Consider the following 12,574-nt stretch of genomic DNA (forward strand, 5'->3'; position numbering starts at 1 on the left):
AGCCAGGATCAAACTCTCAAATAAAAGTTTATCAGGCTCAGATACTATTGTTATCTAAATATCTGGCTTTATGGTTTGTTTCTTGTTTTATAAATTAACCTACTGTTTAATTTTCAAAGTTCATTTTGTTCTCTTTCGAGTACAGTAATAATAATATCACCTTTCAAATAACAAGTCAATACATTTTTTTATGTTTTTTTACATTTTTTCTATTCTTTTGTATAAAACAAATTTATCTTGTTACACTTTCATGTAGAATTAATCCTTATTTTGTTTCCACTTTATTATCTATTAATTGTAAGTTATAGCTTCTAATAACCTCTATTAGTAGTTCTGCATATATACGATTCCCACTTTTATCTTCAGCTGTACTATATCCAGCATCTTCTAATGCTTGTGCCTGACTAATATAGTCTTTTGCTTCAAACAATCCATTTTTTCTATACCTTTTATTATTTACTAAAAATAAACCATGGTCTTTTACAGAGTCCTCTAATGAACCATATGACCTAAAACTTGCTACAATTTTTTCATTATAATGTTCAGAAGTTGAAATTGCTACACTTTTTCCCTTCCACGCTTTATCTGCCTTTATACCAAATAAATTATTACTTTGCTTTGTAAGTTTAGAATTGCCCCACCCAGATTCTAATATTGCTTGTCCAATTGTTATAGATGGTAATATACCATAATCGATATACTCTCTTATAGCTGAGTCTTCTAATTTCTTTATAAACTTAATTTTTTCATCACTATCTTTTAGTTCCTTATTTCCAAGATATGTGTATTCTAAATCCTTCATGTATTTTTTTGCTCTACTTTTTTGAGAAGCGTCAAATTTCAATTCATTCAATACTTTCTTAAACTTTTTTACCTTGTATACTTTTTCTCCTTTATCATTTTTGTCTTCTACTATAAATTTTTCACCAACATTTAATGTATCTTTCTTTTTTATATTACTTAAATCTTCATCATAAATTACCATATCTATAGCAAGTAACTCCTTCCAGCTTAATTGAACTTTTCCGCCCCCTGCTTCATCAGCTACATCCATATAGTATTCAATTTTAGTAGTTTTTATATCTCTTACCTTATATAAGTCTTCAAAATATTTTGTTATATTAAAAACAGCTATTATACTTGCTATTATAAACACAGTAATAAATACCTTCTTAAATACAAGCTTTAACCTTCTTACAGCTTTATTTTTGCCTAAATTTTTTATACATTTTCTAGCCATATTATTCCCCCTTGCTAATTGTATTCCTTATCTTATCATAATTTTTATATTAAGTCGTTATATTTTAATTCTGTCTTATATAAAATTTAAATTAAGCTAACAAAAGCTAATTTAAGTATCTTCAATTAAATTTTTTTACTATTATATCCACTATATACTTGCTTGCATTTCCATCCCCATATGGATTTGAAGCTTTACTCATTTGAATATAATTATTTCTATTTGTTAATAATTGTTTTACAGAATTATATATATTTTCTTCATTTGTACCTATTAATTTAAGTGTTTTTGCTTCAATACCTTCTATTCTTTCTGTCTTTTTTCTTAACACAAGTACTGGTTTCCCTAGCGATGGAGCCTCTTCTTGTATTCCACCACTATCAGTCATTATCATATATGATTTGTTTAAAAAATTGTGAAAATCAACTACCTCCAAAGGCTCTATAATGTGAATTTTTTTAGTGTTTTTCCCAAATACTTCACTGGCTATACTACGTATTTCAGGATTTAAATGTATAGGATATACTACCTGTACATCTTCAAATTCATCTACTATTCGCTTTACAGCTCTAAATATATTTCTCATAGGTTCTCCTAAGTTTTCCCTCCTATGAGAAGTCAATAAAATCATTCTGTCATCACCAAGCTTATCCATTATAGGGTGAGTATAATTTTCTCTTATTGTCATCTTTAATGCATCAATTGCAGTATTGCCTGTTACAAATATATTGTCTTCAGACTTTCCTTCTGAAATTAGGTTTTGTTTTGCCAAATTAGTAGGAGCAAAGTGTATATCAGCAATAATTCCTGTAAGTTGTCTATTTAGTTCTTCTGGAAATGGAGAATATTTATCATAAGTTCTAAGTCCTGCTTCTATATGACCTACTAGAACTTTACTATAAAATGCAGTTAAACTAGTAGCTAGAGTTGTCGTTGTATCTCCATGTACTAAGATTACGTCTGGCTTTTCTTTATCTATAATCATGGGAAGTTCATTTAAAACTTTACATGTTATATCATTTAAACTTTGCCCTTTTTTCATTATGTCTAAATCATAGTCTACATTTATATTGAAAGTTTCTATAACCTGGTCAAGCATTTCTCTATGTTGTGCTGTCACACACACAATACTTTTTATATGCTCTCTTTTTTCAAGTTCCTTAATTAAAGGAGCTACTTTGATAGCTTCAGGTCTAGTTCCAAATACAGTCATAACCTTGATGTCATCCATTTATATCTCTCCTAATCAACTATTTATATACTATAATTGTCTATTTATATAACAAATTTATTTATACCAAGATTTAATAATCTTTATACTCTCTTTTGATGGATAAAAGTTTTTTTCTTCATCAATTTTACCTACACAAAACACAGAAAAACCATTTATCCAATCCTCTTTTTCAAAAACTCTCCTATATGCTTCAAAGCATCTCGCTTGTTCTTCATCATTTATAATTTCTGAAGGAACATGATTCCATGGTTGAGAACTTGCATTTTCTCTATTTGAAAAGCCTAATTCTCCAAAAAATATCGGTTTACGATGAACCTTATAAAGATTATATAGTTCTTCTTTTATATTTTGTCCTCTATTATTCACAGTAGATGAATGTAAAGCAGAAACCAATTCATCAACTGTATTGACAGATTTATCACTTAACTCAAAATACGCTGCTATGGATATAAAGTCTAACTTATCAAAAAAATTATTATTTAGTTTTTGTTCATAAGATAATTTACTATTTAAATCACCTTTTCTTGTATACCACCAATTAGTTCTATATGTTACAAGACCATCAAATTTTGATTGTACAAAATCTATTATTTCACCCCAATTTTGTTGATATTCTTCTAGGTATACAAAATTAGAGCCTACATTTAAAACCTTTACATCCAATGGATTTGCTACATCTTCTATAAGTTCATTTAATACAGTATTTTGCCAGTTATAAAAAAATCTTTTTTTATTCATAGGATTCCAATCTGTCTCATACAACTCTCCATTTTTTATCCATGGATATGCTTCCAATATTGTGGAAATACCCTGCTTGTTTAATTTTTTTATTAGTTTGATTGCCTTTTTTTTGCTATTAGTATCTATTGACATGATATCAGAATTAATATCATCTACAGTTATAACTATAGGTACATTTATTGTATTCAATCCTAGCTTATCTATATCCTTCATAACTTGATTTATTTCATAATCTATAGATAAATTGGCTGATTTAATCTTGCCCTCATACTGGCTATCTACTAAACTTCTATTTTTTAATTCAATATTTACAAAATAAATTATAAATACAAAAGTTAAAATAATTCCTAAGATTAAAATATTTTTCTTAAATTTAAATTTGTTTATATTTTTATTCAAATCATATACCTCATTTTAAAATAATAAGTTTACTGTATTATCTTCTTTTATATTTCTTGATAAATAATATTGATAGAATTATAGCTACAGTTATAACAATAAAAGAAACAACAAAAAAAACTTTAGCTGTTTTACTTATATTCAATTCTCTACTTGAATCTTTTATTTCTTTATTTATTTTTGTATTGTAATTTAAATCTTTTACTTCTCCATATTCATCAATTGTTAGTGTATCTCCTTTTAAATCATTGCCTTGACTTTTATTTAATAAATAATCCATTCCTAAATATAAATTTTTTTCATCTATTGAGCTGATTACCATAATATTTCTTTGATTATTGTAAGGTGATTTTATCAATTGTATTGATGAAATGTTTTTACCATAATCGTCAATAAAGCTTATCTTATCATTTGATAAAAAGTTAGAATAGTTTTTATTGAACTTTACATTTAAGTTGCTATTTATCATCTTTATAACAGAGTTGTTAAGTGGTACTCCAAAAACTATAATATTCGTATCTTTATATTTATTGATAAACTCTTTTCCTCTAATTACATTTATGTTTCCTTCATGTGAACTAATATTTGCACCTAAATTAACACCTAGTCTGGACATCCATGTCATTGCTTGAGACCCAGAATAATCTGGCATTATTACAGTTAAATCATTAAACTTATCATTCTTAACAAATGGATATGGATAACTTTCAAAATTCAGTGACTGATTTTCTTTTGTCGATAATTCCAAGTAAGAACTATTTGACACGTATGCCCAAGGATTATTACTTTCTCTTGTAACACAATTTAAATTTTTTATATTTAAATTAAACACCAACTTAACTTGATAGTAGTTTTTATTATCTATATCTTTAGGTATTTTTAATTCTAGCTTGTCATTGTCTGAATATGCTCTATCTAATTTTTTACTTCCTACAACAACATCATTTATATATACTGTAACTAATGACTTGTCAAAATCCAAATTATCAGAATATCTTAAATTTAAAACAATCTTTGAACCATTATTTAACTTTCTACCTTTTGGTATTCTAACATCAAATAAAGCTTGTTGACTAAATGCACCTTCCAATAAAATATCTGCATATCCTAATTCTTCTAAAGTCATATGTCCTAAATTTAATTCTTGTTCACCATCAATCTTTATATTAGTATCTTTATTTACAAGTATTGATGATGATAGAATTTGATTAGAAAGTCTATTGTCTATCAATACTTTAGATGCTTTTATTAAATCTTCTTCATTACTACCTATTACCACCAGCATCTTCTTATTATTGTTATACGGAGAATTTATCTGCTTAATTATACAATTTGAAGATAATAAAGTTTGTTCCTTTGCACTTAGAATATTCAAAATTTCTTCTGCTGTATTTTCAGGTTTACCAATGTATATAATGTTATCATCTGACCAGTTCTTCATTTCTGAATATAATTTAACGTCAAACTGTAACTTATCGTTCTGTGTTATTTTTCCAAATTCTGATGCTAAATTAAACACAGCTGTAGATTCACCTCTACTCATATTATCTGGAACTACTAAAGTTGTATCTAATTTAAAATTTTCTTCAATTTCTATATATGGATATGGATACTCATTTATTGAATTGCCCAATTTTTTCTGCTTATATCTAATTGATGTATAAGATTCCTTATGAATAACCATCCAGTTCCCAGTGTTAGAATCATCCTGACATATTTTGTCAGATATTGTTTTATATGCTTTTACTTTTATTTCATTATATCCTTGTATTATATAATCTTTAGGTATTGATACTTTTAATGTATCTTTATAATCTTTTTTGGCATTTAGTTTAATCGATTTTATTGGTACATTATTTATTAAGATAGTTAAACTTGAAACATCTCCATTTAATATTTGACTCTTACTAAAATTAAGATTAAATAATACTTCCTCAACATCCCAATTTTTGTTTACTTCAAAAAAAGTACTATTGCTACCTATAACTCCATCAATAGTTACATCTCTTTCAAACTTATAATTTTTGACTTTGGTTTCATCAGCTTTTACTTCATCTACAAATGCGATATTTGAAAAAAACAATACTAAAGATACAATTAATACAACAAATTTTTTCATGTTAATACCTCCTGTACATGAATTAAAATCTTTCCGTTTTATACCATTTAACTTCTCTTTTGAAAATTATATCTTTTAAATACTCTACCATTCCTTTTATAGCAACAAATAGCCATAGTTGAGAATATGTAAAATACATAAGTGCTACTATAAATATATTCTCAATTGTAGCCTCACCTTTTTCTATAGTTAAGCTTATACTCACTTCTATGATAAATAAAATGTATGATAGTATCCATATTATAATAAAGTTGATTGGAATAGAAATCTCTATTAATTTAAATACACTTAAAACAAATAAAATATCTGAGATAATAACAGATGTTAAAAATAGAAAATATACAGAAAAAAAGTAGGCTATATCAAATACAATTTTATTTTTACCTTGTTTAAATATATTTTTTATATATTTCATTAAAACGTATATATTCCCTTTTGCCCATCTGGTCCTTTGCTTTATCCAAACTTTAATAGTTTCTGGTTCTTGTTCCCATGTTATCGACTGTGGCACAAGCTTTATTTTATATCCTAACTTATATATTCTAAAGCTAATTTCTGTATCTTCTGCAATTGCTTTGCTATCCCATCCCCCAATTTCTTCTATAATACTTTTTCTCAATATAAAGTTAGTTCCTGGTATTGTACATAAATTAAATAATTGCCATCTACCAGCTTGAGACATCCATTGAAAGCTTAAGGTTTCAATATTTATAAATTTCGTCAATAGATTTTTACTTTTATTTCTAGTTCTAAACTTTCCAATAACAGCACCTAATTCATCATCTAGAACTATTGTTTGTATTAAATACCTAAGTGCATCTCTATCTGGGGTATTATCTGCATCATATACTGCTATAAACTCTCCTTTTGAAATTTTATATCCAATATTTAATGCATTTGATTTTCCCTTACCTCCAGTCATGCTATCTGTATTTATAATAGTAAAATTATAGTTTTTATATTTACTCTTTATGCTTTCTAAAATTTTTCTACTATTATCAGAAGAGTTGTCATTTATCACAATAAGTTCCATTTTATCTTTAGGATAATTAAGTAGTAATAAAGATTCCACAGTCCTACCTATCACCTTTGCTTCATTATGAGCAGGAACAAGTATTGATACCACTGGATATCTATCAATTTTTTTTATTTTTTTATCAAAGTTCTTAAAATAAAATAGATATCCCCCCATAGCTAAAACTATATTTATAAGTAGTAAAGACCATATACTAAATAAACTAAATATAAATAGATACTCTGATACATTTAATCCTCTCATAAAATTCACCTAAAATCTTTTTAAATATTAGCACTTCATCTAAACTTTTTTATTTTAAAAATTTCTTTTTATCTATTTTTTTAAAATATATAAATATAATTACAAAAACTAAAACACTTATAGATACTATTGATATTAAAATTTTGCTGATTTTAGATATAGATTTAAACCTAGTTTCATCTTCTTTATTTTTTTCTAAATTTCTATCATAGTTGACTTTAATTTCATTACCATTATTTCTTATTTGTATCTCATCAACCTTTACCCAATTATCAAAATCTCTTAAATCTAAAAACTCTATATTTTGTTTTTCTAGGTATTCTATTGTATCTTTCAAATATTTTATATCTAAATACGAATGAAAGAAAAAACCACCACTAAAACCTCTGACAATAGATAGTGTATCTAAATTTTCTTTTATGTTTTGAAAAGTAAGTTTATCTTCTGGGTCTATATATCCCAAATTTTCAGGAATGAATATGTTAAATTCTTCTGTATCTCTAATTACATATGGATACGTATTTGTGCTAAATTTTTTATCATTATTTTGATGTTGCCCTACATAAGTAGAAAAATATTTTTTTAATTCTTTATATCCTTCAGATTCTATTGCATAATGAGGAGCTTCAAATGCAAGAGGATAAATTCCATTTTCTATACATATTCTAAGCCCTTTTAAAACCCTATCTTTCACAAAAATTGTCATATTTTCTTTTAATGGCTCATCTTTTTCCCCATCCCAAAATTCATATCCTTCTCCAGAAACTTCTTCATTTTTATATTTATGTGTGTATCCATGTAATATCACTGTACCACCCTTATCTTGCATATATTTTACTGCTTTAACAATCTCAGGGCTTTCTGATAAAGTCGTTATCTTATGATTTTTAGGATTTACATAAGCTGGTATCAAAGCAATTGTAAATGGTATATTCTTATTGCTTAAATAATCAGCTATTTTTATTAATTCTTTTGGTTCTCTAAATGCATGTACATCTTCTATTCTTACGAATATACGACCTTTATTGAAAGTTTTAACATTAAACACATCATTTAGTGAATCACAAAATATATAAAATAAAACACCATCTAAATCCAACTTTGACACATAGAAAAGATTTTTATCATTTACAATATACGGATATTCATTTACTGTATCACTAATAGTTCCTATAATTTTATTGTTTTTATCTGTTGATTTTACAATATTAAATAAATAGTGTTCCTCCAAGTTATACTCTTTACCTTTATAGGTTACACTGTTTATATTATTTGTTTTTTTTACATATTCTAAGTTATATTTCTTATATTCCAACAGATTTTCTATACCATGCCCTAACCAGCAGATGACTCCTTTATAGGAATCTAATGAATTAATTAAGGTGTTAGTTTTTTCATCATTACTATATGAATTTTCATTTATTCCTATAATAAATATATGACTATAATAAGTTTCATTTATCTCATTATCATAGTTGCTTAATTTTAATAACTCTATATTTGAGCTAAATCTACCTAATAGAGTCCTCACAATTTTCAAGATATCTCGATTGTAAGATGTTTCTTTCTTAGAATCATAAATAACCAGTACCTTATTTGTATTAGAATAAGTCTCTACCGCATATGAGCATATATTAAAATTTGACATTATCAATACTATTAAAAGCACAATTAACACTTTAGATAAATTTTTATTGTAAGTTTTAAACATCATACTGCAATTCCTCTTCAACCATATTCTTAAAATTTATACTGTCTCCAAAAGTATCTTTATACTCTAAAATTGCAATTTTCACATCTATATTTACATATCTTCCTTTATTATTTAAATCTAAGTTTAACTCTTTTATCCTCTTCTTTATTCTATCTCTAACAACTTTTGAGCCTTCTAATGCTGTGTTTGGCATCAGTATTCCTATCATATCTTTTTGTAAACTGTATATTATATCTTCATTTCTTGTACATTCCACAATATTTGAACTAATATATTTTACTATTTTGTTAGTTTTACTTTCACCAAATATAGTCTGTAGGTTTTCATAATATGGTAATTTTACTATCATAAGAGAAAAAGTAGTAGTATATCTGACTGACTTACTTATTTCCATATTTACATCATTATAAAAAATTTTTAAGTTTCTAAGCCCAGTTTCATTATCTATAGTTACTAGTTCCTTATATTGTTCAGTTAATTTTATATTTGTAAGTTGTAATTCATTTATGTTTTTATTTATGTTCCCCATTATAATTGAAGATATTGGTATTGCTATTATCCATATATATGATATAAACTCAACATCTATATTGTGAGTAATATTGTTATATAAAATATAGGATGTATATATAAATATAGTTATTGAACTTGTTATTAAACCAACTACTGAGTTTGATAAATAAGTTAACATTATTATAAAAAAAATAACTGATAACATTATAAATACATTCAGTTTATTTTCTATTCTAATAGATAGTATTACTATCCCAACAATTAAAAATATAAAAACAAACAAACTTAACATTAATAAATCTATCTTTTTATTTGTCCCATTCATTTTTTATAAATTTACACCTCCAATTATTTTATTAAGTTGCCCATTTTTTCTAATTATTATTAAAATCAATATGTAAATAATTTTTTAACTTAATAAAAATAAATTAAATTATATATATATAAATAAATAATAAAAAAACAAGCAAATATTTAAGATTAATGCTATCTATTTGCTTATCTTTAAAATAATTATCATGTATGTATTTATAGTAAATAAATTATATATATCTATAACATACACATATTTATGTATAAGCAAAAAAATAAAACTGTTCAATAATTAGAAAATAATTTCTAAATAAGAACAGTTTTATTAAGTAAATATTATTAAATAAATAATACTCTATTTTGATTTTAACTCTATCCAAGCCTTATCGTATAACTTGATGTTTTCACCAATATCTTCAAAAGTTTCACATTTAGCAAGTACATCCTTAGATGGATATGCAACAGGATTGCTAGTTATTTCTGGGTCCAATAACTTTAGTGCTCCTGTATTAGGTGTTGAATATCCAATATACTCAGCATTTACTTTTGCATTTTCTGGGTCTAGCAAGAAGTTTATAAATAACTCAGCTTCTTTTTTATTTTGTGCTGTTGTAGGTACACACATAGCATCCACCCACTTGTTTGTACCTTCTTTAGGTATAGCATAATCAAGGTCAGGATTTTGATCCATCAATGTAACTGCATCTCCAGAATACAACATCCCCATTGCAACTTCTCCACCTAATAATCTATCTTTTCCTTCGTCGTTTACATATGCTAAGACCAAATCCTTTTGCTTTATTAAAAGATTTTTTGCTTCATTTATTTCTTTTGGATTTACACTATTCATACTGTATCCTAATTTTTTAAGGGTTATCCCTATAGTATCTCTAACAGAGTCAAACATCATCATGTTTCCTTTATATTTTGGATTCCAAAGTATATTCCAACTATCTATAGGCTCTTTAACTTCTTTTTTATTATATAAGATTCCAAGAGTACCCCACATATATGCAACACTATATTCATTAGTGTCATCATATACAGGATTTAAAAAACTCTTATCTAAATACTTCATATTAGGTATGTTTTTAAAATCTATTTTTTCCAAAAGACCTTCATTTTTCATTTTTTCCACCATATAATCTGATGGAAAAACTAAATCATAATGAGTGCTACCACTCTTAACCTTTTGATACATCATTTCATTAGTATCATAAGTTGAATACTGAACTTCTATTCCTGTTTCTTTTTCAAACTTATCTATAAGAGATTCATCTATATAATCACCAACATTATATACATTTAGAACCTTTGTAGAATCTGTTGATTTATTACATCCTGTAAATAAAGTTGCTGTAATCATACCTACAGTTATAAGGGATATTATTTTCTTAAACTTAATCATTATTTAGTCCCCCTTACTATAGATTCTTTTTTATTAGCCAATAGAAGTAATCCTAAAACCACCGCAAACATTATCGTTGATAATGCATTTATTTCAGGCTTTATACCTCTTCGAGCCATTCCATAGATTTCTATAGAAAGATTACTTACACCATTTCCAGCATTAAAGAAACTTATTATAAAGTCATCTATTGACATAGTAAATGCAATCAAAAATCCAGAAACTATACCTGGTTTTATTTGTGGTAAAATTACTTTTCTAAGAGCATACATAGGTGTTGCTCCTAAGTCCATAGCTGCATCTTCTATATTATCAGGTAATTGCTTCATTTTTGGTAAAACTGAAAGTATAACATATGGCAAACAAAACATTATATGTGCTAATAACATTGTTGTAAAACCAAATTCCATTTTTACAAATACAAATAGACTCATAAGGGCTACTGCTGTAACTATTTCTGTATTTAAAATAGGAAGGTAGTTTACATTCAGTATTAATTTTTTACTCTTCCCTCTCATCTTATGTATCCCTATAGCACTTATAGTTCCTACTATTGTTGATATTACAGATGCTAATATAGCTATAACAACAGTGTAATATAAAGCACTCATTATACTTTCATTTTGAAGTAATTGACCATACCATTTCCATGTAAATCCATTCCATCTTGCCATTGATTTTGAATCATTAAAAGAAAATAGTACCAATGCAAATATGGGTGCATACAAAAATAAGAATACTAATGCTAAATATATATTAGAAGTTATTTTCTTTAATTTTAAAATAGTAACCCACCACCTTCTTTGTCAGATTCATCTCCAAATTTTGACATTATCGACATGGATATTAATATTACTATCATCATAAATATCGATATAGCTGAGCCAAAGTTCCAATCTCCAACAACTGTGAATTGTTGTTCAATTAAATCTCCAACTAACATTATTTTACCTCCACCTAGCAGTCTTGATATTGCAAAAGTAGTAACTGCTGGCATAAATACCATAGTTATTCCAGACATTACTCCAGGCAAACTCAAAGGAAATATAATTTTTCTAAATACTGTCATGTTATTTGCACCTAAATCATGAGCAGCATTTATTAAATCATTATCCATCTTTGAAAGTGCTGTATATATTGGAAGAACCATAAATGGTAAAAAGTTATATACCATACCTAAAAGTATAGCAACATTAGTATACAAAATTGCTAATGGCTGTATTCCAAACCATCCTAAAAACGTATTTAAAAGTCCATTTTTTCCTAATATAGCTACCCATGCATACGTTCTTAAAAGAAAATTCATCCACATAGGAAGAATAAACAACAGTATTAATGAACCTCTTCTACTTACATGAGCTTTTGAAATTATATATGCCACTGGATAACCAACTACAAGACATATCAATGTAGCTACTCCTGCTAAAAGAATAGAACGAGCAAATACTTTAATATATATAGGGTCTATTACTTCTTTATAATTCTCAAGTGTAAATGCATAACCTGTACTTGAGTCTTTTGTAAAACTGAAAAATACTACTAGTATTAAAGGAATTATTACAAATATCGCACTCCAAACTACATATGGATATGCTAAAAAAGATTTCTTCTTCAT

10 protein-coding genes are annotated in these 12,574 nt (G+C 26.3%); all 10 read right to left on the reverse strand.

The window, feature by feature from the left end; genetic code table 11:
- Window positions 1-265: 265 nt before the first annotated feature.
- The gene (locus IC214_RS05710; RefSeq protein WP_227436607.1) at window positions 266-1,240 is read right to left on the reverse strand and encodes a glucosaminidase domain-containing protein; all 975 of its coding nucleotides are present in this window, start codon (window positions 1,238-1,240) and stop codon (window positions 266-268) included.
- Window positions 1,241-1,361: 121 nt separating this feature from the next.
- Window positions 1,362-2,471 carry a non-hydrolyzing UDP-N-acetylglucosamine 2-epimerase gene (gene wecB, locus IC214_RS05715; protein ID WP_227436609.1) on the reverse strand — a complete coding sequence of 370 codons (1,110 nt, stop codon included), beginning with the start codon at window positions 2,469-2,471 and terminating at the stop codon, window positions 1,362-1,364.
- A 57-nt stretch (window positions 2,472-2,528) separates the two neighbouring features.
- Window positions 2,529-3,614: a glycoside hydrolase family 113 gene (locus IC214_RS05720; RefSeq protein ID WP_227436611.1), complete on the reverse strand. Its 1,086-nt coding sequence runs from the start codon at window positions 3,612-3,614 to the stop codon at window positions 2,529-2,531.
- 37 nt (window positions 3,615-3,651) lie between these two features.
- On the reverse strand, window positions 3,652-5,733 hold the full coding sequence (locus tag IC214_RS05725) for a cellulose biosynthesis cyclic di-GMP-binding regulatory protein BcsB (RefSeq protein ID WP_227860808.1): 2,082 nt from the start codon (window positions 5,731-5,733) through the stop codon (window positions 3,652-3,654).
- Window positions 5,734-5,755: 22 nt separating this feature from the next.
- On the reverse strand, window positions 5,756-7,012 hold the full coding sequence (locus IC214_RS05730; protein ID WP_227863199.1) for a glycosyltransferase family 2 protein: 1,257 nt from the start codon (window positions 7,010-7,012) through the stop codon (window positions 5,756-5,758).
- Window positions 7,013-7,061: 49 nt separating this feature from the next.
- Window positions 7,062-8,726 carry a DUF2334 domain-containing protein gene (locus IC214_RS05735; protein ID WP_227482918.1) on the reverse strand — a complete coding sequence of 555 codons (1,665 nt, stop codon included), beginning with the start codon at window positions 8,724-8,726 and terminating at the stop codon, window positions 7,062-7,064.
- Window positions 8,716-9,564: a diguanylate cyclase domain-containing protein gene (locus IC214_RS05740; protein ID WP_227863198.1), complete on the reverse strand. Its 849-nt coding sequence runs from the start codon at window positions 9,562-9,564 to the stop codon at window positions 8,716-8,718. Before IC214_RS05740 ends, IC214_RS05735 begins: the two co-directional genes overlap by 11 nt.
- A gap of 342 nt (window positions 9,565-9,906) precedes the next feature.
- Window positions 9,907-10,959 carry a spermidine/putrescine ABC transporter substrate-binding protein gene (locus IC214_RS05745; protein ID WP_227436621.1) on the reverse strand — a complete coding sequence of 351 codons (1,053 nt, stop codon included), beginning with the start codon at window positions 10,957-10,959 and terminating at the stop codon, window positions 9,907-9,909.
- The gene (locus tag IC214_RS05750; protein ID WP_227436781.1) at window positions 10,959-11,633 is read right to left on the reverse strand and encodes an ABC transporter permease; all 675 of its coding nucleotides are present in this window, start codon (window positions 11,631-11,633) and stop codon (window positions 10,959-10,961) included. Before IC214_RS05750 ends, IC214_RS05745 begins: the two co-directional genes overlap by 1 nt.
- Before the next feature lie 104 nt (window positions 11,634-11,737).
- On the reverse strand, window positions 11,738-12,574 hold the full coding sequence (locus IC214_RS05755; RefSeq protein ID WP_227436623.1) for an ABC transporter permease: 837 nt from the start codon (window positions 12,572-12,574) through the stop codon (window positions 11,738-11,740).

This window comes from Clostridioides sp. ES-S-0190-01 (genome assembly GCF_020658275.1).
Lineage (GTDB): Bacteria > Bacillota > Clostridia > Peptostreptococcales > Peptostreptococcaceae > Clostridioides.